Genomic DNA, 26,729 nt, shown 5'->3' with positions numbered 1-26,729 from the left:
CGTTGCGGTGGACCGTGGAATGCTGGAGCCCGTGGGAGATCACGGCACACATGACACTGTCCGCCGCAGCTACGACACCGTCGCCGAGAGTTACGCCACCGATCTCCGTGATGAGCTCGGCGGCAAGCCGCTCGACCGGGCACTGCTGAGCAGTCTCATCGAGCAGACCGAATCGGGAACACCGATCGCCGACCTCGGTTGCGGCCCTGGACATACTGCCGCCTGGCTCGCCGATCACGGTGCGACGACTGTCGGCATCGACCTATCCGCCGCCATGGTCGCAGTGGGACGCAAGCACTATTCAGCTGTCGAGTTCCGCGAGGGCGATCTGCTCGAATTGCCCGCCGCCGACGGTGAATTCGGCGCCGCGGTCGCGTTGTACTCGATCATCCATCTCGCGCCCGGTGAACTGCGCAGCGCGTTCGAACAGGTGCATCGCGTGCTGCGCCCGTCCGGCCTGTTCCTTGTGTCGTTCCACATCGGCTCGGAGATCCGGCATTTCGATACCTGGTGGGGACACGAGGTGGATGTCGACTTCCGCTTCTTCGAACCGGACCAGATCATCACCGATCTGGTGGCGGCGGGGTTCGAGATGCGGATGCGCATGGAACGCCCGAACTATCCGCACGAGGTCGATACTCGCCGCGCCTACCTGTTGGCTCGCCGGACCGACCCGGCGAGCCGCCAGGGGCTCAGCAGAGTTCGCGCAGCTGCTCGATCAGTTTGATCCGCTCGGCCGGGGTCGCGGCCATCGGAACGACGTTGAGCACGGTCACACCCGCCTCACGGAAGGCGGCGACCCGCTCCTTCACGTAGCCGGCGGGGCCGACGAGGGAGATGTCGCGCACCAGATCGTCCGGAACGACCTTGGCGGCCTCTTCCTTCTTGCCGGCCAGGTACAGCTCCTGAATACGGTCGGCCTCCGCGCCGTAGCCGTACTTCGTGGCGAGGGTGTGATAGAAGTTCTTGCCCTTCGCACCCATGCCGCCGATATACAGCGCGAGGTGCGGCTTCACGAATTCCAGTAGCGGCGTGACATTTTCACCGATCGCGAGCGCAGGTCCGGCATACACGTCGAGTTCGCCGAGGATCGGATCGCGGTTGGCCAGACCGGCATCCAGCGATTCACCCCAGATTTGCTTGGCCTTCTCGGGCACGAAGAAGATCGGCTGCCAGCCCTCGGCGATCTCGGCGGCCAGCTGCACATTCTTCGGGCCGAGCGCGGCGAGCAGCACTGGAATACGTTCGCGCACGGGGTGATTGATCAACTTGAGCGGCTTGCCGAGACCGGTGCCCTCGCCAGCGGGCAGCGGGATCTTGTAGTACTTGCCGTCGTATTCGAGCCGCTCGCGCCGCCACACCTTGCGGCAGATCTCCACCAGTTCCCTGGTGCGGCCGATCGGCGAGTCGTAGGCGACGCCGTGGAACCCCTCGATCACCTGCGGGCCCGACGCGCCGAGGCCGAGCACATAGCGGCCGTCGGAGACGAAGTCCAGACCCGCCGCGGTCATCGCGGTCAGGCTGGGGGTGCGGGTGTAGAGCTGCAGGATGCCCGAGGCCAGCTGCAGACGAGTGGTCTTGGCGGCCAGGTAGCCCAGCGCGCTGACGGCGTCGAAGGAGTACGCCTCGGGGACGAACACGATGTCGAGCCCGGCTTGCTCGAGGTCGGCCACTTCCGCCGCCGCCTCTTTGAAACCGCCCGAGTAATTGATGCCCAATCCGATCCGCATAACACTCAACATAACCGCAGCTACGGACCGGGCGCGCACCGGCCACCCACGCGCGGGCGGTAGCGTAATCGGCGAGACTTCCCCGTGATCGCCGAAGAAAACGAAAGGCCACCCGCCGTGTCGCAGCCCACCACGTCGTCCCAGGAAACTGCACCCTCCTCCTTCGGCAGGGCCACGCTCGCGCAGTACCTGACCGACCTGGCCGCAAAGGTGCCCGCTCCCGGTGGCGGCGCGGTCGCGGCACTGCACGCCGCCCAGGGCGCCGCACTGGTTGCGATGGTCGCCCGCTACACCACCCGCGCCAAAGACGCCGAGCACCGCCCGATCATCGACCGCATCATCGAGGCCGCCGACGCCGCGCGGGACCGTGCCCTCGCCCTCGCCGACGCCGACGCCGCCGCCTTCACCGCCGTTGGTGCTGCCTACAAACTGCCGAAGTCCACCCCGGAAGACATCGCCCAGCGCACCGAGGCCATCACCGCCGCATTGATCGAGGCCGCCCGGGTGCCCGCCGCCGTCGTCGATGAGGCCGACGAAATCCTGTCGCTTGCCGCGGAACTGCTTCCGATCGGAAACCCGAACGTTGTCACCGATATCGGCGCGGCCGCCGATGCCGCTCGCGCGGCCGCCACCAGTTCGCAGCTCAATATCGAGATCAACGTCGCCTCCCTCAGCGCCGCGGAAGGCGACCGATTCGCACCCGTGCTGATGCGCGTGGAGGAAATCACCGCACGTGCCGACGCCCTCCACGCCGACGTGCTGCACGCCGTGCGCAGCTGATCGCGGGCCCGGAAACCGGGGGTTTCCGCACCACCGTGCCGGGTACGCCCGATATATAGACCGACAACGAGGTCCGAGTGCTAGATGACCTCGGCGCACGAAGCAGAACGCGCCCGTACCTGCTCGCTCACCGGCGCTCGCGAACACCAGGCTTATCACCGCTGCCGCGCCGATACTCGCGGGCGTGGCACCTATATGGCGCGGCCCCGACGAGGACACCGCCGCACAGCCGGTGCTCGGCACCGCGAGCTGGGCACCGGCCGGCAGGCCAGACCGACCTGCCGAACCCCGGCCAGATCACGGCCGGGTGCGCTACGGTCGGAGAGGAGGACGTGCCGGCACCGTTCGCCTACCGCCGGGGGGCGTTACGGATTCGGTATGTCGAGTTGATCATGAAGTCCTAGAATGGATTTCTGCCACCACACCATCTAGAAGGGGTGGAGCCATGAGGAGCGCACTCAGATATCCGTTCCTCGCGGCCATGGTCATGGCCTTGGCCGCGTTCGGGTCCGGAACAGCATTCGCGACCTCGATCGGAACACCGTCGGCCGCCTCGGTAGCGACCGTCACACCATCGGCAGGCCAGGAAGTCGGTATCGCTCATCCGATCACGATCCAGTTCACGGCGGCTGTCGTGGATCGCGCTCGCGCCGAACGAGCCATCGATATCACTTCCACCCGATCGCTCCCGGGCACGTTCGCATGGGCGAACGACCGCGAAGTGACGTGGACACCCACGGGATTCCTTCCCGCCCGCTCCCCGATCTCCGTTCGAATAGGTAGTGCGCGAACGCAATTCAGTACCAACGCCGGTGTGATCGCCGACGCAGACATGTCCAACCACACCTTCACGGTTACCATCGGCGGCCAGGCGCCGCGCACGATGCCCGCTTCGATGGGCAAGCCGGGCTACGAGACCCCGACAGGCACCTTCCCGATTCTCGAGATTTTCCGCTCGGTAGTCTTCGACTCACGCACGATCGGCATCCCGTTGAGTTCCCCCGAGGGTTACGTCATCAACGGTGAATATGCCGAACGCCTCACGTGGGGCGGCGTTTTCGTGCACTCTGCGCCTTGGTCGGTGGATTCCCAGGGCTATGCGAACGTCAGCCACGGCTGTATCAACCTCGCACCCGACGACGCCGCCTGGTACTACGAAATCGCCAGCATCGGCGACCCGGTCAGCGTGCACTGGTAGACCGACCGCACTCTCCCACCTCCTGACCGCGATTCCGCAGAACCGTACCGCTGGTCGCGAGCAGGATCCGGCTGTCCATGTGCGCGTTCGACATTCGAGCACCGGGCAATTGTTTCGTGCCGACGGACGGTAATCGATGACGTGGCCGGACCCGTTCGCTTGCATTGCGGTCGATGCGCAGTATCCTCCGGAGCTATCAGAGTGGGGAACGAACTTGACGGTATGAGCTGATGAAGGTGGGGCAATGGATCGACCGGACATGCGAGGACGGCCTGGAGAAACCTCTCGAGGCAACTGGTCCGAGTGGGCGCATCGAATGCCCGCCGAACCCGAGACGCCCGCCGCGACCTACGCCCCCGACTATGCCGACGACGATGACGATGTCTTTGCGCGCCTGATCGACCGGTCGCGGGTGCGGCGGCGCTGGTATCAGCTCCCGCAGGGCAGTCGGCGCTGGATGCCCGCGCTGCTCGCCTCACTCGGCGCCGCGGCACTGCTCGCCGCCGCGTTTGTCCAATTCCGTGGTGCCCAGACTCCCGCACCGACCGCGGCGTCCAGCTCGACCGATATCCCGGTCTCTGGCACCATTCCCGCGACCCGATGCCCCGCCGAAAAAGTCGGCAACCGCATCCAAGGCAACGGCGCGGGCGGTGTCGACTCCGGCCCGGCGGCGATCTTCGCGTTCCAATACGCCTACTACGTGACACGCTCCAGCGAGCAGGCCCAGGCTGTCGTAGCGCCCAACGCGGCGGTGTCGTCGGCCGAAGATATCCAGCACGGCATCGACACGATCCCCGCGGGCACCACGCACTGCGTCACCATCACCCCCGGTGCGTTCGCCGGCCAGTACCTCGTCCGAGTGAGTGAACAGCGCCCCAACGCACTGCCGGTGGCCTACAACGCCCAACTGGTGACGACCGCCCGTGCGGGCGGTCGAACGCTCATCACCAGTATCGCCGCCGCCGAGTAGGCGGGCTGCCGCCGGTCCGCGAGCCGCGTATTTCGGCACCGGATGTCGGTCGTAAATCTCCGCCCACCTCGTCCTTCGGCGAATCGGTGATAGACCGAAGTCGGTTGTGCCGCATCGGGTCGGACGCGAATCCTGCCTTGGTGACCGATAGCATCGCAGCCATGCGCCAAGGTCAGGTGCCGCCACGGCCGCTCAGTATGTGGCAGCATAGTCGGCGGACTACTGACGGTTGTGCTGATCGGCACGTCATCGCCGCGATCAAAGGCGTCGGGACATCCCGTGCTGTCACCCAGTGTCACAACGTAATTGATCGCTGTGGCCACCGCTTACCCACCCGCCGACAAGCGCAGCGTCTAACGCGCGGCCGCTCGTCGCGCCCTCGACGCGCTCACCGCTCGCGAGCTCGACATCGCCCGCGCGATCGCACAGGGGTTATCCAACGCCGAGATCGCCGAGGAGCTCTACCTCAGCATTGCCACCGTGAAATCGCACACCGGCAGACTGTTTGAATCCACGCTGTCGCGGAGCGTGTCGAGAGTCCCCTGGGCCTGTTGACTCAGGTGACCTTCTCGGTCCATCACCGACCCCTCCTGGTCGACCAACGACTTCGCCTCGGCCACAGTGTAACCGCGCGCGGTCTGATACTGCTGCCAGCAGATGATCACCACGAACGCCACGGTTGCCGCGAAGAACGTTTTGATCAGGTCGAAAACCAGTGTCCCCCACGGCTTCGTCGCCCGTCTGCCGCCACGACTCCGGCCGTAACCTGTCTCCCAGCACGAACAGCAACACCGCAAAAGCGGCAACCCCAATCGCGACGATGAATTCCCGTGCCATATCAGCGATCCCACCTTTCGCGCGACCGGCATACCGTGTCTCGGGCACAGATCGACACCCGCCGAGGGGTAACTCAGCACGAGGTGCTTGTGGAGGAAGCTTCGATCAACAGGTATTCGCCGCGGCGGGCCGCTGGATGACGAATGCGAGAACGACGCCACTTCCCTTGAAGGAGAGTCGTTCTCGTGCCGAGCGCGCAGCGGGCCGGCGCGCTACAGCCGAATGAAGTGAGCGCCGGAATGCAGGTTGGCACCGACGGCTGCGATCACTATCGGGTCGCCGGCGCCCAGCCCGATCACCGCGATACGCACGTTCTCGGCGAGGAGGATGAGGATGCCGGCACCAGAGGTATTGCCGTAGCGGTCGACGTTGATCGCCCTACGGTTCGCGGCAATGCCCAGGGCGCCGATCAGCTGCTCGATGAGCCGGCGATTGGATGTCGCCAAGTATCAGCCGCTCACATCCAGCCGGAACTCACAAACCCCCACAAATGGGAAGGTTCCACCTAGAAGGAACCGAGAATCGGACCGCCATCGCCTGCGACCGATTCAGGCGCGGCGGGCGTTTTCGGCCGCGGTGACGACGTGGCGCATGAGGAGTGCCGTAGTGACGGGTCCGACGCCGCCGGGGACGGGGCTGAGGGCAGCCGCCTTACCGCGCACGGAATCCGCTTCGACGTCGCCGACGATCTTGCCGTCCGGGGCCTCGTTGGTGCCGACGTCGACGACTACCGCGGCTTCACCGATGTGTTTGCCGGTGACGAGGTCGATGCGTCCCGCAGCGGCGACGACGATATCGGCGGCAGAGGTCACCGCGGGGAGATCGGTGGTGCGCGAGTGCGCAACGGTCACAGTGGCGTTTTCGGCGAGCAGCAACTGCGCCAAGGGCTTGCCGACGATGTTCGAGCGGCCGACGACCGCGACATGCCGGCCGGCGAGGGGGATTTCGTGATGCTTCAGCAGTTCGACGACGGCCTCGGAGGTGGCGGGGACGAAACCGTCGAGATTGCTGGCGAGCAGGCCCAGTGACAGCGGGCTGACACCGTCGACGTCCTTGGTCGCGGCGATCGAGGAGCTGACGTCGTCGAGGCTGACACCGGCGGGCAGCGGTGTCTGCAGCATGATCGCGTCGGTGGCGGCGTCCGCACTACGGGCGTCGAGCTCCGCGCGGATTACCTCGGCGCTCGCGTCGGCACCGAGTTCGACGGTGTCGCACGTGATTCCGAGTCGCTCGGCGGCCTTGCGCAGCGAGTTCACATACCAGGCACTGGCCGGGTCGTCGTTCGCGATAACCAAGGCCAGGCGCGGGGCGGGTCCACCCGCGGCCAGCATGGCGGCGCGCGCCTTGGTGTCGGAGTTGATGGCGGCGGCGAGTTCCTTGCCGGACAGCGAAACGGTATCCACGTTGTCACACCTTAATGGTCACGACGTGCGCACCGTCGCGGCGGCCACCCGCAGTCACGTCTAGTTCGCCCCGAGGCAGAGAAGAAACCACCGATTCGTCCTGGCAATTACACGCATATGACCTCTACCAGTCGTATTGTGATCAATGCTTGCTTCCGGCTAACTGTCAGCTGACATACCGAATACCCCGTTTCATGCGCGGAAAGGTGTCGACTGTAGTGAAGATCTCGAGGCATTGGAAAACCCTGATCGCGACCTGGTTCGCGGCCGTCACCATCACCGGTCTCGCCGGCGCGCCCGCCCAGGCCGCCCCGGACACCGACGCCCTCTACAACTCGGCCCAGCGCAACTTCACCGACGGCAACGACGCCGCGGGCCGTGCCGAGCTGCGCGAACTACTCGGCGCGGACCCCACCGACGCCGAAGCACTGTCGCTACAGGCCATCTGGTCCCACTACGCAGGAGATCTACTCGCCCTCGCCGACGCCATGGCCCGCCTCAACGCGGTGGATCCGGAGCTGGCGCAGGGCACCACCAACGTGCTCGGTGCGATCACAGCCGCCGTGGGCACCCTGCCCAATCCACTGCCTGCCATCGTCGGCCCGCAAACCGGAATCGTCGCGCTCGGCTATGGCCTGCTGCCGGACGGTGCCTTACGTCCCGAGCTGGTGAACCGGCTGACCGCGACCTGGTTGCAGGCCGTTGCCTCGCCGTTCTCACCGGTCATCGTCACCGGCGGCAACCCACAGAACGGCATCACCGAAGCCGACGCGATGCGCAACTGGTTGGTCGACAGGGGCTTGCCCGCGGACCGCGTCCATGTCGAACGGCGGGCGGGCTCCACGGTGCAGAACGCCTTGTTCAGCACCACGATGCTGCGTGATCTCGGCGCGAGCAGCGCGGTGGTGGTGACCTCCCCCAATCATATTCGCCGAGCCGTCGCCGACTTCATCGTCGCGGGAACGCGCGTGGTCGGCGCCACCACCTCGCTGGAACAACTGGTTTCTCAGCTACCACCGCCCGCCAGGCAGGGGCAGCGCGGGATCTACCTCGATGCCACCCGCACATTCCAGCTGGCGACCGCGCGCTAACGGCGAAACACTGTCGGTCGGCACCGGCCGTGCACGACACGGCAGGATGTCCTGGTGATGTCAACCGAAAGTACCGACCTGGTGGCGCGGCTGCGTGCGGCCGGCTGTGTGTTCGCCGAAGAGGAGGCCGCGCTGCTGACCGCGGCGGCCACCGAGACAGGTGCGGAGCTGGAGCGCCTGGTCGCTCAACGGGTGTCGGGTATGCCGTTGGAGTACTTGCTCGGTTGGGCCGACTTCCATGGCCTGCGCGTCGCGGTGGCCCCCGGGGTGTTCGTGCCTCGGCAACGCACCGGCTTCCTTGTCGACGAGGCCGCCGAGCTCGCTCGCGCACACGAGCACCCGGTGGTCGTCGACTTGTGCTGCGGTTCTGGCGCATTGGGGCTGGCGTTGGCGAAAACACTGGCCGACGCAGGTCTGTCGATCGAACTTGCCGCCGCCGATATCGAGCCCGCCGCGGTCGAATGCGCCCGGCGCAACCTCGCACCGATCGGTGCGGCAGTGTATGAGGGCGACCTCTTCGAGCCGCTGCCCCGCGAACTGCGGGGCCGCATCAACATCCTGCTCGCGAACACACCCTACGTCCCGTCCGAAAAGATCGCCCAGATGCCTCCCGAGGCACGCGACCACGAGCCACGCTCAGCACTCGACGGTGGCCCCGACGGCCTCGACATCTTCCGACGCGTCGTCGACGCCGCCGAATCATGGCTGGCCCCCGGCGGCCACCTCCTCGTCGAATCCAGTGCAGCCCAAGCGCCGACTGCCACCGCTGTCCTGATCGACCACGGATTCGCCGCACGCACAGCAGAATCCGAAGAATTTTACGCCACCGTCGTCATCGGCACCAGGCCATAGGAGGTCCGTTCGACGAGCCGGACACAGCGCTCGGGCAGTTCGACGTTTGCCGCAATCAGGCCCGGTTCACCGCAGCAGCGTATGCGGTCTCGGCTCGGACAGCCGTGTTACTTATTGCGGCCGGTGAATTCATCCATGGAGTGGTAGACGCCAACGGTGTTGAGGAACAGGTCGCGCAATTTTATCGGCAGCAGACCCGAGATCGCCTTGTTGAGCCGTGAGGTCCACGGAAGGATGACCAACGGGTTGCCCGCCTTCATCTCCCGCCACGAGGTGTCGACCACCTCGTCTTGCTCGAGAATCGGCGTGAACAGGAAACCTTTTGCGCCGTCGAACATTCCGGTGTCGATGTAAGTCGGACAGACCGTCGTCACCTTCACGTGTCCATGGCCTGCCTGCTCGAGCTCGATGCGCACCGAGTCCGACCAGCCGAGTGCGGCCCACTTGGACGCGGCGTAGACGCTCATCCGCGGGTTCGACACCAGTCCCGCCGACGAGGCGATGTTCAACACCCGCGCCTGGCCCTTGCCCGCGACCATCGCGGGCAGGAACTCGAGCGTGATGTACATGGGGGCAAGAGAATTGATCGCCATCGTCTTGTCGATGTCGGCGCGATTCGTGGTTTCCCAGAAGTAGCTGTTGCCGCGGACAATGCCCGCATTGTTGACCAGGATGTCGATATCGCCGACCTCGTTGCGCACCACGGCCGCGGCTTCGATGATGGCAGCCTCGGAGGCCACATCAACGACGTACTGGTGGACATTGCCACCGAGCGCGGTAAGTTCGCCGGCAGTGTCCTTCAACCCGACCTCGTTGACATCCCACAGCACCACCGCCGCGGCGCCCTCCCGGACGGCTCGCTCGGCGAACAGCTTGCCGAGGCCCATCGCCGCACCCGTGACGAGAACCTTCTTACCTGCGACGGTGTCCAATTTCATCCTTGCCTCTGTATCGTCTCTCGTGAAAGTCGCTGTCGGCGCAGTGGTTACTTCTGGCGCAGTGTTTTCATGACCCCGAAGTAGAGCGTCATCGTCTTCGCCCACAACTCTTCGGACATGCCGGGCAGCGGCGCGATGGGCAGCACTCGCTGCACGGCGATGGTTTGGGTATCGATGTACTTCAGCAAGCCCTCCGGGCCGTGCCTACGGCCGGTACCGGAGATACCGAGCCCGCCCGAAGGTGCATCGGCACTGCCCCATGCCGCGATGAAACCTTCGTTGACGTTCACCGACCCGGCATTGATGCGCGCGGCCACCTGTCGGCCGTGGGCGGCGTCCCTGGTCCAGACGCTGGCGTTGAGACCGTAGGCGGTGTCGTTGGCCTGCTCGACGGCCTCGTCGTCACTGCCGACGCGATAGATCGAGACCACAGGGCCGAAGGTCTCCTCGCGGTACACGGTCATGCCGGGACGGACATCGGCGAGCACGGTCGGCTCGTAGAAGTAGGGGCCGAGTTCCGGCCGCGCGCGGCCACCTGCCAGCACCGTCGCGCCCTTGGCCACCGCATCGTCGACGTGAGCGCTGACGGTATCCAATTGACGCTGGAAGGTCAGGGAGCCCATGTCGCTGCTGAAGTCCAGTTCCGCGCCGAGCTTCAGCGCGCGGACGTACTCGACGAACTCCGTCACGAACTGGTCGTAGACCTTGTCGTGCACGTAGATTCGCTCCATTGATTCACACAGCTGCCCCGCCGAGGCGAAGCAGGCGCGAATCGCGATCTTGGCGGCCCGGGAGACGTCGGCGTGGGCGAGCACCAGCAGCGGGTTCTTGCCGCCGAGCTCGAGGGAGTATCCGATCAGCCGTTCACCCGCCTGCTTGGCTATGGTGCGTCCCGTCGCACTGGAACCGGTGTAATCGACGTAGTCAGCACGTGCGATCACCTCGCCGCCGATCACCGAGCCACGGCCGAGCACAGCTTGCCAGAGCCCGCGCGGCAGACCGGCCCGCTCGGCGGCGTCGATGGCCCACAGCGCAGTGAGCGCGGTCTGGTTGTCCGGGCGCGCGACCACAGCATTGCCCGCGACGAGGGCGGGGAGCGCATCGGAGGCGGCCAACGCCAAGGGATAGTTCCAGGGCGAGATCACCGCGACGACGCCTTTGGGACGGTGCCGCACATCGACCTGCGTCAGGACCGGAAGCACACCGCGCGGCCTGCGGTCGGCCAGCAGCTTCGCGGCGACCGACGCGTAATACCGTGCGTTCACCGCGACGTCGCCGACCTCGTCGAAGGCATGCGCACGGGACTTACCCGCCTCCGTCTGCACGATGTCGAGAATGGTGTTCTGCTCGGCGAGCACGATGTCGTGGAAGCGGCGCAGCACCGCGATTCGCTCGCGCACCGGGCGTTGTGCCCACCCGCGCTGCGCCTCGCGGGCCGTTGTGAACGCGGTTTCGATATCGGCGGTGCAGGACTGCGGCAGATCGGCGATCTTGCGGCCGGTGGCAGGTGCGAACACCTCGACCGATGGCGCACCGCCCGCCACAGCACGGGCGAGCAATGGCTGTACCAGCGACTCCGGCAGCGCATCAGCGGGAGCCAGCTGTGGGGCGGTCGTCATTGTCGGCCCTCTCATGGGACGGTCGGAGGCGGCGAATCACCTGCACGCATTAACTGAACACTAGTGTTAGATTAATAGGTATGCGGTGTCCCGTGTCAAGCTCTCCGATGTGGACGACAGGCATGTCAGGCTCGCCCTTGTGAGGCATCACCATGTCCACTGACGCCGCGACCACCCGGCGAGGCCGACCGCCGCAGACCCAGGAGCAGGCCGAAGAGGTCCGCGCACGGATCGTGCTAGCGACCGCGGAAGTGTTTACCCGCAACGGCTCGCGCGGTCTGAGCGTCGCCCAGATCATCGAGCAGGCAGGTTTGGCCCGCCCCACCTTCTATCGCTACTTCGGCAACGCGACAGAACCGCTGCACGTGCTGCTGGACGCCTCCAACGACGGCCTCGTCGGTGGCATCCGCACCGCGTTGACCGACACAGACAAACCCGTCGAGCTCGGCATCCGGCTCATCGACGCCTATCTCGACTGGGCCAACGGCCACGGTGCGATGCTGCGCCCGCTCTTCGCGGAACTGCACGACCCGGCCTCACCGGTATCGGCCTATCGAGAGCGCGCCCTCGACGACATTCGGGTTCTCGTCGCCGAGAAATTCACCGAACTCGGACGCCCCGTCCCGACCCCGCTCGACCTCGACGCCGCTCTGCACGTCTGCGAATATGTCGTCTACCGCATCTCCTCCGGGGCCGCTCCCGGCACCGAACCCGATTTCGAAACCGTTGCCGCCGCACGCCTTACGATGATCCGCGTCCTGCTCACCACGCTCGGCACCCGCGTCGATCTCGAATATGCGATGGACCTGCCCGGCATATTCCCGCCGGTGCCATGACCGTCATGACACCGATCGGTGTCCCGCGCAACCGGCTGCACACACACCGGCGGACCGACACGCAGCTCTTCGTCAACAGGCGGGCGACAGCTACCGCAGAGCGGCGCCCTCGCTGTGCGGCACCGCCCCATGGCGGGTGCCGCACCCGCCGCGTCATCGCTAGCGCGGCACCGGGCTCGGCCGCCTCCGCTCGACCTGCCGCTGTTCCACCCGATTGAGCAGGGCACGAACCCGCTCGTCGTCGGCGAGAAATTGATCGAGCACGACATTGACCGCACCACGGAGCAGCGCATACGGCTCCCATTGGGCGGGAGCCAGCGTCCGCGGGGCCCGGCGAGCAATGCCCTGTGCGATGGATTCGGCCGCGTCGCTGACGGAAATCCGACGATTGAGCGGCCACGGCAGCAATGCCGCGACCTCCTCGCCGAGCTCATCGTCGTCGAGCATGCCACGGGTCATTGCGGTATCGACGATGCCGAAATAGGCGACGCCCGCGGTGGCGCCCACCGCGGCCAATTCCACCCGCAGCGCACGGCCGAGCTGTTCGACCGCGGCCTTGCTCACCATGTACGGCGATCCCGCCATACCGGGTGCGAATGCCGCGGTCGAGGACACCACCACGACATGACCACCGACCGCGACGACATCATCGAGCGCCGGATGCACCGTATTGAAGACCCCGGTGAGGTTGATGCCGATGACCCGGTCGAAATCGGCGGGTTTCATCGTCCTGATGGTCGCCGGTTCCGGGGCCACCCCGGCATTTGCGACCACGACGTCGATACGACCGAACCGCTCGCGGACCCGGGAGACGGCCTCCCGCATGCCGATTCGATCGGAGACGTCGGCGCGCACCACCAACGCCCGCTCCCCCATCGATCGGGCGACCCGCGCTGCGGCGTTCTGATCAATATCGATCAGCGCGACGAATGCACCGGTGCGATAGAGCTTTTCGGCAAGGGCACGCCCGATACCGGCGCCGGCACCGGTGATCATCACTACCCGATCACACACATTCAGCTCGGCGGACGGGTTGGTCGAGAACGCCAGCAGTTGACGCGCAAGACCCAGCACGAAACTACTCATCAAACCCCCACCTCGTACGACTCAACGCCGAATTCCTTTCCCGGCGGGCCTCATTGCCCGCCGAGCTCCCGGATGCAGCCGGTCGCGGACACCGTCGCGGCCGACAGGTCGAACCCGGTTTACATCTCCAGTGCGAGTTCGCTGCCGCGCGCACGCGATACGCAGGGCAGCATGGTGTTGGTGCGTTCGCCTTCGAGCAGGAGCCGGTCGCGGTGGTCGACCTCGCCTGCGTGCACGCCGGTCCGGCAGGTTCCGCAGAAACCCTGTTGGCAGGAGTACGCTACACCGGGCAGCACCCGCCGGATCGCCGCGAGCGTGGATTCGTCGGCGGCAACGTCGACGTGAATCCCGCTGCGCCGCAACCACAGATGAAACGGATCGCCGTCTCGGACCGGAATCGCGGAGAACCGCTCGGTGTGCAGTGACGCAGACGGATCGTGCAGCGACAACACCTCACGCGCCGCCTCGGCCAACGCAGGCGGACCACAGACATAGACCGAGGCGCCGGTGGGCGTCTGCTCGAAAATCATCCGCGGGTTCGGCGCTCCGAACTCGTCGTCCGGCCTCACCACCACGTCACCGCCGGTGAGCTGCGCCAACTCGCTCAGGAACGGCATCCGCGCACGGGAGCGCCCCAGGTACATCAGCCGCCACGGAGTGCCCGCGCGCTCGGCGGCGGTCACCATCGGCAGGATTGCCGTGATCCCGATGCCACCGGCGACGAACAGGTACTCCGACGCCGCGACGAGCGGGAACGCATTGCGCGGACCGCGCACCGACAGCCGGTCACCGGCGCGCAGGTGCTCATGGATCTCCCGGGAGCCGCCCTCGCCATTGGCCATGTAGCGCACCGCAATCCGATACGAACCTCGATCGGCCGGGTCACCGGTGAGCGAGTACTGCCGCTGTCGCCCCGAAGGCAGGAACACATCGATGTGGGCGCCCGGTGTCCACATGGGCAGCGCCCCGCCGTCCGGGTCGCGCAGTGTCACACTGACCACTCCGTCGGCTTCGTGCTCGATCCGATCGATCATCACATCGAAGTCGAACCCAGCGTGCCGCACCGGCTGGGGCCGGGAAAGCAGGTGCGCGGCTTCACCTTCCGCGAAGACACGCCGATACGCGTCAACCGCGGAGGCCAGCATCCGCAGGCCGGTGCCCGGCCGGGACTGCGCACCCAGCTGCGCGGTCATGCGCCCGCCGCCCGTGCCGCGGGCGACTGTGCGAGGTAGCGCAGCGCGTTGTCCATCGGGCCGAGCTGTGAGGGGTGGAAACCGGGCCCGAGGTAGCGCGGGATCTCGGTGAAGAAGGTGGTGAAGTTCGGTACGACACCGCGTAGTGACGCGCTGGCCAGCTGTAGCGGCCAGCATCTGCCCTTGTTCCGCGAAGGGTCGCGCCGAAACAGATAGCCGCTCGAAATGACGAACAGCGCAAGCAATCCCGTGCTCGCGATGATCGCCTGCCGCGCTTTGCGCGCATATCCGCCATCGACGTACATGTACGCGTCGTAGACCACGCTGCGATGCTCGACCTCCTCGGCGCCGTGCCAGCGGATGAGATCCAGCATCGCCGGATGCATTCCCTTGGCCTCGAGTTTGTCGTTGGTCAGCAGCCATTCCCCGATGACGGCGGTGTAATGCTCCATCCCCGCGAACAACGCCAGTCGCTCACACAGCCATTCGCGCTTGGCGCGGCCGGCCAGTCCGTGATCGCCGAGCACTCGATCGACCAGCCAGCCCACCCGTTCCACCATCGGCGCGACATCCAGGCCGAGCCGTTCGAGCTGGTTGCGCGCCTTCTCGTGCGAGCTCGCGTGCATCGTCTCCTGGCCGATGAAGCCGCGGACCTCCTCGCGTAATCGCTCGTCATCAATCAGGGGTAAAGCTTCGGCGAGCGCCTGCGCCATCGCGCGTTCGCCCTCGGGCAATACCAGGTGCATCACGTTGATGATGTGCGTCGCCATGACCTCACCGGGGATGTAGTGCATCGGCACCGTGTCGAAATCGAAGTCGACGTCCCGCGCGTTGATGGCGTGCGCCTGATCGGCGTAGACAGAGCTCATCTGGGTGGTCCTCACGTCTCGGTCCTGCAAAACCGCACTATTAATGTATTTCTGCCATCAAGTGATGTCAACATCACATGATGTCAACTTCTCCCTCGTGGGAGGATCGACTCATGGACGAATCCGACGGATCGATACCGGGCATGCGCCGCTGGCGCGGCCGCCCGCCCGCCGACCGGATCGCCGCACGCCGCGAGCAGCTCATCGAGGCCGCCATCGAGCTGATGGCGACCGTCGGCGCATCGGAGACCTCCATGCGCGGCGTCTGCAGGCAGGCCGGCTTGACCGAGCGCTACTTCTACGAGAGCTTCCCCAACCTCGATACCCTCTTCACCACCGCGCTCGAGACGGTGGTCGTCGGTGCCCGCGACCGACTACTCGCCGCATTGGCCACCGCACCGCCCGAACCCGAAAAGCTATTCCGCCATGCCATTTCTGCGTTTACCGACTACCTGGTCGAAGATCGGCGCCGCGGTCGAATCATGTTCGTCGAATCGCAGGCCAGGCGAGTGCTCGGCGAGCGAGGCAACGAGCTGATCGAGCAGTTCACCACCCCGATCGCCTGGACGATCGGACCGGGCACCGACGGACAGCCCGCGCCGGATTCCTTGGACAATGCCCTGAACTCGAACGCGATCTTCGGAGCGATGGCCTACATGTACCGCCCCTGGCTGGACGGGACCATCGACATGCCGCAGAAACGGTTCGACGACCATGCGACCAGCGTGATTCGCAATATCGCTGCCGCCAGATCCTCGGCCGCGGTGTCCGATCCCTCCGCGAACTGACCCGCCTACCCCTCGCTCGACACGACATCTCGCCGCTGCGCCCGGGCAAAGCTCATGGCGCTGTCGGTGATCGTGCCGTGCCGAAGGGCAACCAGGTCACGCAGATAGTTCATTCGTAGCCGCCACGGCGCCCTGGTCCCCTGGATCGGGAACTGGCTTGCCGCGCGCTGCACGTAGCCCGGGTTGAAGTTCACGAACAGCGGCGCGGCGCCGACCGACGGATCGCGCACCGGCGTACACCTCGTGTAACCACGGGTATCCATGTGACGGAGTAGGCGTACGACGTATTCGCAGACCAGGTCCGCCTTGAGCGTCCATGAGGCGTTGGTGTAGCCGATGATGTAGGCGAAGTTCGGCACATCCGACAGCATCATCGCTTTGTAGGCCATGTGGTCCGACAGCGTGACCGGGCGGCCGTCCACCACCAGATCCATCCCGCCGAAGGCGAGCAAATTGAGCCCGGTCGCGGTGATGACGATGTCGGCATCCAAGGTCGCGCCCGAGGCGAGGGTCAGGCCGTTCTCGGTGAAGGTGTCGACCCGATCGGTGACGACGTCGAGCTCACCCTTGCGGATCGCACGGAAGAAATCGCCGTTGGGCGCCAGGCAGAGTCGTTGGTCCCACGGGTTGTAGCTCGGGGTGAAGTGGGTGTCGATGTCGTAGCCGGGCGGCAGCCAACGTTGCTGCCACCCCCGGATCTGTTTGCGCATGGCCTTCGGATATCGTTGACACAGTTGATAAATCGTCGTCGACAGCGCGATGTTCTTGCCGCGCGCGACCGCATAGGCGACACGGGCGGGCAGGTATTTGCGGACCAGGACGGCCAAGTCATCGCGTGCGGGTGCGGAGAGAATGTAACTCGGCGAGCGTTGCAGCATGGTCACATGCGCGCCCTGCGCGGTGAGCGCGGGAGCGAGGGTGACAGCGGTGGCGCCGCTGCCGATCAGCACGATCCGCTTGCCTGCGACGTCGAGGGTGTCGGGCCAGTGCTGCGGGTGGATGACGGGGCCCGCGAAGCGTCCGACGCCCGCGAAATCGGGCGTGTAGGGCTCGTCGTAGCGGTAGTAGCCGGAGCAGCACATCAGGAACCCGGCGGTGAACGTGACGATTTCCCGAGTGTCGGAGTGTTCGGCCTGCACCGTCCAGCGGTTGTCGGCCGAGGACCATTCGGCACGGACCGCCCGGTGGCCGAACCTGATGTGCCGATCGATCCCGGCGTCCGCGGCCGTGTCACGCACATAGTGGAGGATGTCGTGACCGTCGGCGATCGCCATCTCGCCCAGCCATGGCCGGAACCGGTAGCCGAGGGTATACATATCCGAATCGGAGCGAATTCCCGGATAACGGAACAGATCCCAGGTACCGCCGATCGCGTCACGGCTCTCCAGGATGGTGTAGGTCCGTCGCGGAAATGCCCGCTGCAGATGGTGGGCCGCACCGATGCCGGACAACCCGGCACCGACAATGAGCACATCGACGTGCTCACCCGCGATCGTCATGGATCTCGTCCTCCGTCATCGGCGGTTCCGGCGCGACGCCCCGGCGCGCGCCGACAGTATTTCCAGCCTATCGGCCGGAACGGTATTTTTGGATCAGTCGGCCCTGGACGGAACTCTCGTCGTCCCAGACTCACTCCAGAAAGCAGTGGCGCCGACGCACACAGGGTGCCACTGCGCTTCGGTGCGCGTGCGAGGGGGTCGCCGTTACGTCCTGCGGACGGCCCGCGTCGGCGAGTGCCGGGTTGGCTTCGGCCACAACGTAGTTGATGATTGAACAGCTGGACAATCGACCGAAACCGATCGGTGCGGATGTCGAAGACCAGCAGTGAAGTCACTCACAGTCACCTTGCCGCCGCTCCCGCCGGACACCGCGAACACCCGATGAAACGGACATTAGCCACCCGTTCGCCATGAAGTCCGAGGCGGGGCGGAATTCACCCGATGCGCCACCACACGCAGGGCTCGAATAGCGCGACGATCACCACGATCCACCATAGCCAGTTGAACGATAGTTGCCGATACTTCAGGGTACAGACACTCCCAAAGGTCAACTGTCCCAGAAGGATTCGCGGACTGTGCGTTTACCCATCGATAGTTACCGTCGGGTAATGTTCCGCAGCACCGCAGATCAGAGAAGATCCGGAACGTATCTGTCAACGATTTCCAGGAGCGCAAGTGTCGCATTCTCGGTTCGAATCCATCGGCGCGTATCTCCCTTCGAATATCGTCACAACCAAGGAGCTGATCTCGCGACTGAAGGTGCCACCGTCGTTCGATCTCGAAAGAATCACGGGAGTCGAGGAACGTCGCGTGCACGATACTCGACCGGAGAGCTATGAGGACTCCTTCACCATCGCCCTCCATGCAGCGGAGGACTGTCTTTCCAGGTCACAGTACTCTGCGGCGAATCTCGACATCATCATCTCGACGTCGATCACCCGGAGCAAGAACGCCACCCGGATGTACATGGAGCCGTCGTTCGCATCGGCAATAGGCAAGCGTATCGGTGCAAACAAAGCAATTACTTTCGACGTTTCGAATGCTTGCGCCGGGATGCTGACCGGAACCTACATACTCGATCGAATGATCCGTTCCGGCGCCGTCCGCAACGGCATGGTGGTGAGCGGCGAGGCGATTACTCCCATCGCGGATACTGCGGTCGCCGAGATTTCCGAGAAATACGATCTGCAGTTCGCTTCGCTCTCGGTCGGCGACTCCGGCGCCGCCATCGTGTTGGACCAGGCGGTCGACGACGCCGACAAAATCCACTACATCGAGCTGATGACGGCCGCGGAATACTCGCATCTGTGCCTCGGCATGCCGAGCGACAAGAGCCAGGGTGTCGCCCTGTACACCGATAACCGCAAGATGCACAACGAGGATCGGTTCCTGCTCGGCACCGACAGCCAGCGCAACTACCTCGAATCCCAGGGCCGCACCTTCGCCGAGGAGAACTTCGACTACGTCATCCACCATCAATTCGGCGCTGCCGCGATTCCGTGGATGAACGCGATCTGCGAGCGCGAGTTCGGACACCCGATGCCACCAGATCTTCGGGTCATCGAGAAGTACGGAAACACCTCCACCACTTCGCATTTCGTCGTACTGCACGACCAGCTGAGCGAGCAGAACATCCCGGCGGGCACGAAGCTGCTGATGATCCCCGCCGCCTCCGGCATCGTGACCGGCTTCCTGTCCACCACCATCTCCTCCCTGAAGGTCTGAGGTCCGCCATGGGCGTGCGCATCAAATCGACCGGAATCAGCCGGGCCACCGACACCCACAGCATTGTGGAAAACAGCGGCCGCGCCGCGAAGCAGAGCCTCGAGCGGGTGGGAGTTCGACCAGACCAGGTCGGCGTGCTCATCAACGCCGGCATTTTCCGTGACTCCAACACCGTGGAACCGGCCGTCTCCGCGTTGATCCAGAAGGCCGCGGGCATCGGCCTGGAATACGGCAAAGACGATCCGCGGACCTTCTCCTTCGACCTGATGAACGGCGCCGTCGGCGTGCTCAACGCCGTCCAAGTGGCCTGCTCCATCCTGGAGACCGGCAGCGCCGAACACGTGCTGATCGTCTCGGGCGACACGCATCCGTCTCAGACCAGGTCGATCGCCGACGACGAATTCCCCTACGCCACCGCGGGCGCGGCGCTGCTGCTCGAGCACACCGACGAGCCCGGCGGGTTCGGCCCTGTGCACACCGCCATGGGTGCGGGCGCCCCGGTGGTGGAGGCCTATGTGGACACCGCGACCATGGGGTCGGTAGGCCGCGGCCTGATGACGGTCGTGCGGGAGGAAGGTTTCCAGGATCGACTGCTGGATACGGCACTGGAGGCGGCGTGGTCCGCGCTGACCGAGGACGGGCTCACCGATCTTTCGGGCATCGCGCTCATCGCGTCGACGCCGAGCGCGGCCTTCCCGCTGCGCATCGCCGAGCACCTCGGTATCGCGGCGAATTCTGTGCGTTTACCAGATCTCACCGATGGTGACCCGCATACCGCGACACTCCCGCTGGCCTACGACAAGGCCGTCGCCGAGGAGACACTGGGCGGATATACACACCTATTGTTCGTCGCGGCGGGCGCAGGCCCATCGGCGGCAGCGGCGCTGTACCGGTTGCCCGCGCTCGTGGGGGCGCCCGCGTGACAATGGCGACCTATTGGGAAGCCATCGACCGGTTCCGTGCGTTTGCGCGCACGGAACCGGATCGTGAAGCGGTGATCTACCCAGACGGGCAGAATCCCGCCGGCATGCCCGCCTACCGGCACCTCACCTACCGTGAGCTCGACGACTGGTCCGACGCAATCGCCGAACGGCTGACCGCGGCGGGCGTCACGAACGGCACCCGCACCATCGTGCTGGTGCTACCGAGTCCCGAGCTCTACGCGATCCTGTTCGGGCTGCTGAAGATCGGCGCGGTCCCGGTGGTGATCGACCCCGGCATGGGCGTGCGAAAGATGTTGCGGTGCTTGCGCGCGGTCGACGCCGAGGCGTTCATCGGCATCCCACAGGCACAAGCGCTGCGCGTGTTGTTCCGACGCAGCTTCCACCAGGTGCGTACCACCCTGACCGTCGGCAAGCGCTGGTTCTGGGGCGGACCGACATTGCGGGACTGGGAGCGCCGGCCCACCAGGGCCCCGCAGCCGCGCACGCCCGCTGCTGACAACGCAGTCCTCGTCATCGGATTCACCACCGGCAGCACGGGTCCGGCCAAAGCGGTCGAACTCACGCACGGCAACCTCGCCTCGATGATCGAGCAGGTGGACGCGGCCCGCGGCCACATCGCACCAGGCACCTCACTGATCACCCTGCCGCTCGTCGGCATTCTCGATCTGCTGCTCGGATCGCGGTGTGTCCTACCGCCACTGATCCCGAGCAAGGTCGGTTCGACCGATCCAGCCCAGGTGGTCGACGCGATAACGAAGTTCGGGGTACGTACTATGTTCGCCTCCCCGGCCCTGCTCATCCCGCTGCTGCGATATCTCGAGGAACACGCGGTCGAGCTGCCAACCTTGGCCAGCATCTATTCCGGCGGCGCTCCGGTGCCCGACTGGTGCATTGCCGGGCTGCGGATGGTGTTGCGCGAGGACGTCCTGATCTACGCAGGCTACGGATCCACCGAGGCGCTGCCCATGTCCACCATCGAATCCAGGGAACTGTTCGACGGACTCGTCGATCGCGCCCATCGCGGTGCGGGCACCTGCATCGGCAGGCCCGCCGATCGGGTGAACGCCCGGTTGGTCGCCATCACGGATGCGCCGATTCCGACCTGGGCTCGGGTCGAGGAGCTGGCTGATGAGCTCGAAACGTCCCGAGGCATAGGTGAACTCGTTGTCTCGGGCCCGAATGTCAGCACGCGCTATTACTGGCCGGAATCGGCCAACACCGCGGGCAAGATCGTCGACGGCCCCGTGATCTGGCACCGCACCGGGGATTTGGCCTGGATCGATGACCATGGGCGAATCTGGTTCTGCGGACGCAAGAGCCAACGCGTGGTCACCGCGAACGGGCCGATGTTCACCGTTCAGGTCGAGCAGATCTTCAACACCGTTGCGGGCGTGGCCCGGACAGCCCTGGTCGGCGTCGGCGAGCTCGGCGCGCACCGACCGGTGCTGTGTGTCGAGACGAAGCCGGGCACCGATGCGGCATCGGTTGCCTCGCAGTTGCGGGCGTTGGCTGCGGAGTCCGAGCTCACCCGGGATATCGCCGATTTCTTGGTGCACCCAGGGTTCCCGGTCGACATTCGACACAACGCGAAGATCGGGCGCGAACAGCTGGCGGCCTGGGCGACCGAGAAGGTGGGAACCCGATGAGAACCGTGATATTGCGGTCGATTCCGGTGCTGGGCTGGCTGTACCTCGCCGCGGGTGTCGTGGCGGCGGCCTCCGACAGCGCACCACGCAACCGGCTGCTGCGGGCCGCGTGGTGGGTCGATCTGTTTCTGAGTGTCGTGGTGCACGCGGCGCAGATTCCGGCCGCGCTGCGGGCCGCGGAGGGTTCGGGCCGGCCCGCAGTGGAGACCGCCGTGCTGACCCAGATCTTCGGAATGACCTGGTGGGCGACTCAGGAGGTGACGCAGTGAAAGTACTGGTGACCGGCGCGTCCGGATTTCTCGGTGGTGCGCTGGTGCGCAGGCTGGTCGAGGACGGTGCGCACGATGTGGCGATTCTGGCGCGACGCACCAGCAATCTGGCCGATCTCGGCGCGGCTCGCGCCGAGGTGGAGGTGATCGTCGGCGACCTCGGCGACAAGGCCGCACTGATCCGGGCGACCAGCGGCGTCGACGTCGTGTTCCACAGTGCCGCACGGGTCGACGAGCGCGGCACCCGGGACCAATTCTGGGATGAGAACGTTCGGGCCACCGAGCGGCTGCTCCATTCGGCGCGCCACCAGGGAGCCTCGCGGTTCGTGTTCATCTCCAGCCCGAGCGCGATGATGGACTACCACGGCGGTGACCTGATCGATGTCGACGAGTCGTTGCCCTATCCCCGGCGCTATCTGAACCTGTACTCGGAGACGAAAGCCGCCGCCGAACGCGCGGTATTGGCAGCCGACACAACGGGTTTCCGCACGTGCGCGCTGCGCCCGCGGGCGATCTGGGGAGCAGGAGACCGGTCGGGGCCGATCGTGCGGCTGCTGAGCCGAACCGCGGCAGGCACACTGCCCGATCTCTCGTATGGCCGCGCAGTGTTCGCCTCGTTGTGTCACGTCGACAATATCGTCGATGCCTGCATCAAGGCCGCCGCGGCGGAATCGGCGGGTGGCAAGGCGTACTTCATCGCCGACGCCGAGCAGACCAATGTGTGGGAGTTCCTCGGCTCCGTCGCGATGGATCTCGGCTATCAACCGCCCACGCGGCAACTGAACCCGCGCGTGCTCGCGGCCATAGTGAACGTGATCGAGACCGTGTGGCGCGTTCCAGCTGTAGCGACCCGGTGGTCGCCGCCGTTGTCGCGCTATGCCGTCGCGTTGATGACTCGATCGGCGACCTACGACACCAGCGCCGCTGCGCGTGATTTCGGCTACCGGCCGATCGTGGACCGCGATACCGGACTCGCCGGGTTTCTCGCCTGGCTCGAAACTCGAGGTGGGGTCGTCGAGCTCACCAGGACATTGCGATAGCTTCGCGAACTTTGTCGTCGATGGAGGCAATCATGAGCAACGACAGCATCTTCCGCCGGCCGATCTCTCCCACCGAGCGGATGTACTTCCCGATGCGGCAATTGGCACCGCCGTTCCTCATGCAGGCGATGATCCACGGTGAAGGGACCATCGACCCGGAGGTCCTGGGACAGGCAGTGGCCGTGGCTTCCGAAGCATGCCCCGGCGCGCGGTTGCGGCGTATCGGCGACGAGTGGGTCGACAGTGGCATCGCTGCGGCGGTGCGGGTCGTGGACGGCCATAGCATTCGGTACCCCGACCTCGAATCCGATCACATCCTCACCAGCCCGATCGGGCCGACTCCCGAGGCGACAACCGAAGTGGTGTTGCTGACGGCCGAACCGGTCACGCTGTTATTCCGCGCCTTCCACGGGGTCATGGACGGCGTGGGCATGGTGCTCTGGATGACCAACGTGCTCAAGGTACTGCGAGGCGAGACAACGGACGCCATGCCGGACCCCGTCGCCGACTACGAGCTGGTAGCCCGGATGGGGACGCCGCAGGGCAAGGCGACACTGCCGCTGCCGAAGTATCGGAGCGCGGTCGGCGGTGGCCGTCAGGAGCCGGGGCGACCGCGACATCTGCTGCGGCACCGGACGATCGACGCGACCGGTTCGGGTGGCGTCGCGCGCGTCGCGGCCATCCTGGCGGAACAGACCGACGGTCCGTCGCGAATCATGATGCCGGTCGATCTGCGCAGGCACGACCCGAAACTACGCTCCACCGCGAACCTGGCGCTGCCGCTGTTCCTGGATCTCGAACCGGGCCAGGACTGGACCGTGGCCAAGGCGCAGATCAAGGCCGGTCTTGCCGAACAGCGCGAACTGAATCAGATGGAAAACAGCGGTCTGGTGCGAATGCCGGACCTCATCGGCCGGGCGATCCTGCGCACCACGAACTGGCTCGGTTCCCGGTACGGCCGAAATCTGGCCTCCGCCATCGTCTCTCATGTCGGCGCGTTCGACCTCGACGCCCTCGCGCCGCCGGGCTTCCGCCCGACAACCATTCGAGTGGTTCCGCAGCACAGCGTCGCGATGCCGTTGCTGTTCGGTCTCGTGGAGTCCGGCGGCAAGACCGAACTATCGGTGTCGTGCCGCAACGGCGTCGGCGTCGAGGCCCGGCTCGAGGCACTCCTCGACCACATTGTCGCCCGGCTCGAGCAAGAGCTACCGGTCAGGGAAAAGCTGTGATCACCTCGGCTCGCTTCATCATCGCGCGTCCACGCGTGGTGCTCGCGGTCGTCGTGGGGACGATGCTGCTGTTCGGTGTGCTCGGCACGGGTGCGGCCGACAAGGTCAGCGCGGGCGGATTCACCGACCCGAACAGCGAATCAGCGTTGGTCGATCAGGTGGTCGGCGAACATTTCGGACCGCAGAACCCCGACGTCGTTGCGCTCTACTCCGCACCGGACGGCCAGACCCTCGACGACATCGGCCCGCGCGTCCAAGAGGCGCTCGGCCGGATCGATCCGACGCTGCTGCAGCGCCCGATCCAGTCCTATTGGAACAGCGTGCCGCCGCGCAAAGGGTTCCTGCGCTCGGCCGACGGCAGGCAGGCACTGGCCGTGGTGTTCACCGCGGGCGACGAAACCCGGCGCGTCCAGGCCTACCCCGATATCGAAGCAGGACTGCAGGTTCCCGGGATCCGCACCCAACTGTCGGGCTACAGCGCGCTGGCGACCGAAATCAACAGTCAGTCGCAGCACGATCTGGTGGTGGCGGAATCCATTTCGCTGCCGATCACGCTGCTGATCCTTGTTCTGCTGTTCGGCGGTGTGGTGGCCGCGTCGCTTCCGGTGGCCGTCGGGCTGCTCGCGGTACTCGGCTCGATGGGCGCGATTCGTGTGCTCAGCGAGGTCACCGAAGTCAGTACGTTCGCGGTCAATATCGCGTCGCTGCTCGGGCTCGGCATGGCGATCGACTACGGGCTGTTCATGGTGACCCGGTTCCGTGAGGAAGTCGCCGAGGGACACACCGTCGCCTCGGCGATCGAAAGGACCTGTGCCACAGCCGGTCGCACAGTCGCCTTCTCCGCCCTGCTGCTGATCTGCGCCTTCGCAGGGACCTTCCTCTATCCCCAGGCGGTACTGCGGTCGCTCGGATTCGGCGCGATCGCGGCCGTTACTCTCGCTGCGGGTTTGTCGCTCACTGTGCTGCCCGCGATGCTGGCGCTGTTGGGCGCTCGGATCGGGCAGACCACACCCGAGCAGCGGACCGAACGGTTCTGGGGTCGCGTCGTGGAGGGCGTGCTGCGGCGGCCCGGTCTTGTCGCAGTCGCCGTCGGCGCGGTGCTGCTAGTGCTCGCGGTGCCGTTGACGGGAGTCCGGCTCGGCGATATCGATCAGCGTGCCCTACCTCCTGCCAATGAAATGCGCAGTGTGGTAGACGAACTCACCGCAAAGTTTCCGGCGGCCAGCAGCGGCGTCACCGCGGTGCTGCGTGGTCAGGACGGGACCCCGCCGAATGCGGCGGCAGTCGATGCGGCCACTCATCACATCGGCGCGGTGGACGGTGTCGGTCAGGTGTTCCAGGTCGGGCGCGCCGATGACTTCGTCGTCCTGCACGCTTTTCTGTCCGCCGCCGATCGCAGCGAAGCCGCTACCGCGATCGTCGAGGCCATCCGGAACCTGAATCCCCCGGCGGCGACCACACTTCGCGTCGGTGGCGATACCGCGGCGACCGTCGACAGCGTCGATTCGATCGTGGCGAGGATGCCATGGATGATCCTGATCATGGTGGCCGCCACTGTGCTACTGCTGTCGGCCGCATTCCGCTCGATCGTGCTGCCGCTCAAGGCGGTGGTTATGGCATTTCTCAGCCTCGCCGCAACATTCGGCGTACTCACCTGGATCTTCTACGACGGAAACCTCTCCGGCGTGCTCGGCATCAGTCCCGGCCCACTCGCGGCAGGCATGCTGGTGCTGATCATCGCCGTGGTCTTCGGCTTGTCCACCGACTACGAGGTTTTCCTGCTGTCCCGCATGGTGGAGGCACACCATGCGGGCGCCGACACCACCACTGCCGTTCGGCACGGCACGGTCAAGACCGCCAGGGTGATCACCGCGGCTGCCACCTTGCTCATCCTCGTCACCGGCGCGTTCACCCTCTCGCCGCTGACACCGATGCGCTTCCTCGGTCTCGGCATGATCATCGCGCTGACCGTGGACGCAACCCTGGTCCGGATGCTGCTGGTCCCGGCGCTGGTCGAACTGATGGGCCGCGCGAATTGGTGGATGCCCGGAGCGGGCGGACCACCTCGACCCAGCACTATGGTCACCGAACATGTCGAGCAGCCCGCGGCCACCGTGTCCTGATGGCCACTCGCTGACATCGGGTCATACCGCGGAGCATCTTCGGCGAGATGCGTACGTGTCGGGC

General features: G+C 65.8%; 25 protein-coding genes. 16 read left to right on the top strand and 9 right to left on the bottom strand.

Annotated elements, in window-relative coordinates; genetic code table 11:
* Nucleotides 1-19 precede the first annotated feature (19 nt).
* On the top strand, nt 20-727 hold the full coding sequence (locus tag AB0M74_RS10685; protein ID WP_364904519.1) for a class I SAM-dependent methyltransferase: 708 nt from the start codon (nt 20-22) through the stop codon (nt 725-727).
* On the opposite strand, the gene AB0M74_RS10680 is transcribed toward AB0M74_RS10685, so the two are convergent.
* On the bottom strand, nt 693-1,730 hold the full coding sequence (locus AB0M74_RS10680) for an LLM class F420-dependent oxidoreductase (RefSeq protein ID WP_364904516.1): 1,038 nt from the start codon (nt 1,728-1,730) through the stop codon (nt 693-695). The two genes, AB0M74_RS10685 and AB0M74_RS10680, sit on opposite strands and share 35 nt — an antisense overlap.
* Nucleotides 1,731-1,847: 117 nt before the next feature.
* Between AB0M74_RS10680 and AB0M74_RS10675 the strand changes: the two genes are divergently transcribed.
* The 4 genes from AB0M74_RS10675 to AB0M74_RS10660 all read left to right on the top strand — a co-directional run bounded on the left by AB0M74_RS10675 (nt 1,848) and on the right by AB0M74_RS10660 (nt 5,233).
* Nucleotides 1,848-2,510 (top strand): cyclodeaminase/cyclohydrolase family protein, encoded by a 663-nt coding sequence (locus AB0M74_RS10675; protein ID WP_364904513.1) that lies wholly within the window; start codon nt 1,848-1,850, stop codon nt 2,508-2,510.
* A 445-nt stretch (nt 2,511-2,955) separates the two neighbouring features.
* Nucleotides 2,956-3,708, top strand: coding sequence for a L,D-transpeptidase (locus AB0M74_RS10670; RefSeq protein ID WP_364904511.1), 753 nt, complete (start codon nt 2,956-2,958; stop codon nt 3,706-3,708).
* 316 nt (nt 3,709-4,024) lie between these two features.
* Entirely contained in the window at nt 4,025-4,678 is a 654-nt protein-coding gene (locus AB0M74_RS10665) for a hypothetical protein (protein ID WP_364904509.1), read from the top strand.
* 408 nt (nt 4,679-5,086) lie between these two features.
* Nucleotides 5,087-5,233, top strand: a complete 147-nt coding sequence (locus AB0M74_RS10660; RefSeq protein WP_364904821.1) for a LuxR C-terminal-related transcriptional regulator — start codon at nt 5,087-5,089, stop codon at nt 5,231-5,233.
* A gap of 494 nt (nt 5,234-5,727) precedes the next feature.
* On the opposite strand, the gene AB0M74_RS10655 is transcribed toward AB0M74_RS10660, so the two are convergent.
* Nucleotides 5,728-5,961 carry a 3-oxoacyl-[acyl-carrier-protein] synthase III C-terminal domain-containing protein gene (locus tag AB0M74_RS10655; protein WP_364904507.1) on the bottom strand — a complete coding sequence of 78 codons (234 nt, stop codon included), beginning with the start codon at nt 5,959-5,961 and terminating at the stop codon, nt 5,728-5,730.
* A 102-nt stretch (nt 5,962-6,063) separates the two neighbouring features.
* Nucleotides 6,064-6,918 carry a bifunctional 5,10-methylenetetrahydrofolate dehydrogenase/5,10-methenyltetrahydrofolate cyclohydrolase gene (locus AB0M74_RS10650; RefSeq protein ID WP_364904504.1) on the bottom strand — a complete coding sequence of 285 codons (855 nt, stop codon included), beginning with the start codon at nt 6,916-6,918 and terminating at the stop codon, nt 6,064-6,066.
* 218 nt (nt 6,919-7,136) lie between these two features.
* Between AB0M74_RS10650 and AB0M74_RS10645 the strand changes: the two genes are divergently transcribed.
* Both AB0M74_RS10645 and AB0M74_RS10640 read left to right on the top strand, forming a co-directional pair.
* Complete coding sequence (locus AB0M74_RS10645) at nt 7,137-8,009, top strand: YdcF family protein (protein WP_364904501.1); 873 nt, start codon at nt 7,137-7,139, stop codon at nt 8,007-8,009.
* Nucleotides 8,010-8,066: 57 nt separating this feature from the next.
* Nucleotides 8,067-8,861 carry a putative protein N(5)-glutamine methyltransferase gene (locus tag AB0M74_RS10640; RefSeq protein ID WP_364904819.1) on the top strand — a complete coding sequence of 265 codons (795 nt, stop codon included), beginning with the start codon at nt 8,067-8,069 and terminating at the stop codon, nt 8,859-8,861.
* Nucleotides 8,862-8,968: 107 nt separating this feature from the next.
* Here AB0M74_RS10640 and AB0M74_RS10635 read toward each other — a convergent pair whose 3' ends face one another.
* Entirely contained in the window at nt 8,969-9,799 is an 831-nt protein-coding gene (locus AB0M74_RS10635) for an SDR family NAD(P)-dependent oxidoreductase (protein ID WP_364904498.1), read from the bottom strand.
* A gap of 47 nt (nt 9,800-9,846) precedes the next feature.
* Nucleotides 9,847-11,418, bottom strand: a complete 1,572-nt coding sequence (locus AB0M74_RS10630) for a succinic semialdehyde dehydrogenase (protein WP_364904495.1) — start codon at nt 11,416-11,418, stop codon at nt 9,847-9,849.
* Between the two features lie 152 nt (nt 11,419-11,570).
* Here AB0M74_RS10630 and AB0M74_RS10625 point away from each other — a divergent pair, with 152 nt between their 5' ends.
* Nucleotides 11,571-12,254, top strand: a complete 684-nt coding sequence (locus tag AB0M74_RS10625) for a TetR/AcrR family transcriptional regulator (protein ID WP_364904492.1) — start codon at nt 11,571-11,573, stop codon at nt 12,252-12,254.
* 159 nt (nt 12,255-12,413) lie between these two features.
* Here AB0M74_RS10625 and AB0M74_RS10620 read toward each other — a convergent pair whose 3' ends face one another.
* From AB0M74_RS10620 to AB0M74_RS10610, 3 genes are all read right to left on the bottom strand, one after another.
* On the bottom strand, nt 12,414-13,340 hold the full coding sequence (locus AB0M74_RS10620) for a short-chain dehydrogenase/reductase (RefSeq protein ID WP_364904489.1): 927 nt from the start codon (nt 13,338-13,340) through the stop codon (nt 12,414-12,416).
* A 119-nt stretch (nt 13,341-13,459) separates the two neighbouring features.
* Nucleotides 13,460-14,533 carry a PDR/VanB family oxidoreductase gene (locus tag AB0M74_RS10615; protein ID WP_364904487.1) on the bottom strand — a complete coding sequence of 358 codons (1,074 nt, stop codon included), beginning with the start codon at nt 14,531-14,533 and terminating at the stop codon, nt 13,460-13,462.
* Nucleotides 14,530-15,402 (bottom strand): metal-dependent hydrolase, encoded by an 873-nt coding sequence (locus tag AB0M74_RS10610; protein ID WP_364904485.1) that lies wholly within the window; start codon nt 15,400-15,402, stop codon nt 14,530-14,532. The genes AB0M74_RS10615 and AB0M74_RS10610 overlap by 4 nt, the downstream gene beginning before the upstream one ends.
* Before the next feature lie 113 nt (nt 15,403-15,515).
* On the opposite strand from AB0M74_RS10610, the gene AB0M74_RS10605 reads away from it, so the two are divergent.
* Nucleotides 15,516-16,190 (top strand): TetR/AcrR family transcriptional regulator, encoded by a 675-nt coding sequence (locus tag AB0M74_RS10605; protein WP_364904482.1) that lies wholly within the window; start codon nt 15,516-15,518, stop codon nt 16,188-16,190.
* Between the two features lie 5 nt (nt 16,191-16,195).
* On the opposite strand, the gene AB0M74_RS10600 is transcribed toward AB0M74_RS10605, so the two are convergent.
* Nucleotides 16,196-17,689 (bottom strand): NAD(P)/FAD-dependent oxidoreductase, encoded by a 1,494-nt coding sequence (locus AB0M74_RS10600; RefSeq protein WP_364904480.1) that lies wholly within the window; start codon nt 17,687-17,689, stop codon nt 16,196-16,198.
* A gap of 675 nt (nt 17,690-18,364) precedes the next feature.
* Between AB0M74_RS10600 and AB0M74_RS10595 the strand changes: the two genes are divergently transcribed.
* Genes AB0M74_RS10595 through AB0M74_RS10565 form a run of 7 tightly spaced genes read left to right on the top strand, consistent with a single transcriptional unit; the run spans nt 18,365 to nt 26,665 of the window.
* Nucleotides 18,365-19,414 (top strand): 3-oxoacyl-[acyl-carrier-protein] synthase III C-terminal domain-containing protein, encoded by a 1,050-nt coding sequence (locus AB0M74_RS10595; RefSeq protein WP_364904477.1) that lies wholly within the window; start codon nt 18,365-18,367, stop codon nt 19,412-19,414.
* An 8-nt stretch (nt 19,415-19,422) separates the two neighbouring features.
* Nucleotides 19,423-20,337: a hypothetical protein gene (locus AB0M74_RS10590; RefSeq protein ID WP_364904475.1), complete on the top strand. Its 915-nt coding sequence runs from the start codon at nt 19,423-19,425 to the stop codon at nt 20,335-20,337.
* Between the two features lie 2 nt (nt 20,338-20,339).
* On the top strand, nt 20,340-22,004 hold the full coding sequence (locus AB0M74_RS10585; protein WP_364904817.1) for a fatty acid CoA ligase family protein: 1,665 nt from the start codon (nt 20,340-20,342) through the stop codon (nt 22,002-22,004).
* Nucleotides 22,001-22,273: a hypothetical protein gene (locus tag AB0M74_RS10580; RefSeq protein ID WP_364904473.1), complete on the top strand. Its 273-nt coding sequence runs from the start codon at nt 22,001-22,003 to the stop codon at nt 22,271-22,273. Before AB0M74_RS10585 ends, AB0M74_RS10580 begins: the two co-directional genes overlap by 4 nt.
* Complete coding sequence (locus AB0M74_RS10575; RefSeq protein WP_364904471.1) at nt 22,270-23,313, top strand: NAD-dependent epimerase/dehydratase family protein; 1,044 nt, start codon at nt 22,270-22,272, stop codon at nt 23,311-23,313. The genes AB0M74_RS10580 and AB0M74_RS10575 overlap by 4 nt, the downstream gene beginning before the upstream one ends.
* Before the next feature lie 32 nt (nt 23,314-23,345).
* Nucleotides 23,346-24,542, top strand: a complete 1,197-nt coding sequence (locus AB0M74_RS10570) for a peptide synthetase (protein ID WP_364904468.1) — start codon at nt 23,346-23,348, stop codon at nt 24,540-24,542.
* On the top strand, nt 24,539-26,665 hold the full coding sequence (locus AB0M74_RS10565; protein ID WP_364904466.1) for an MMPL family transporter: 2,127 nt from the start codon (nt 24,539-24,541) through the stop codon (nt 26,663-26,665). Before AB0M74_RS10570 ends, AB0M74_RS10565 begins: the two co-directional genes overlap by 4 nt.
* The last annotated feature ends 64 nt before the right edge of the window (nt 26,666-26,729 follow it).

It is taken from the genome of Nocardia sp. NPDC051463 (assembly GCF_040681975.1).
Classification (GTDB): domain Bacteria; phylum Actinomycetota; class Actinomycetes; order Mycobacteriales; family Mycobacteriaceae; genus Nocardia.
This window is presented reverse-complemented; position numbering and strand designations above follow the sequence as displayed.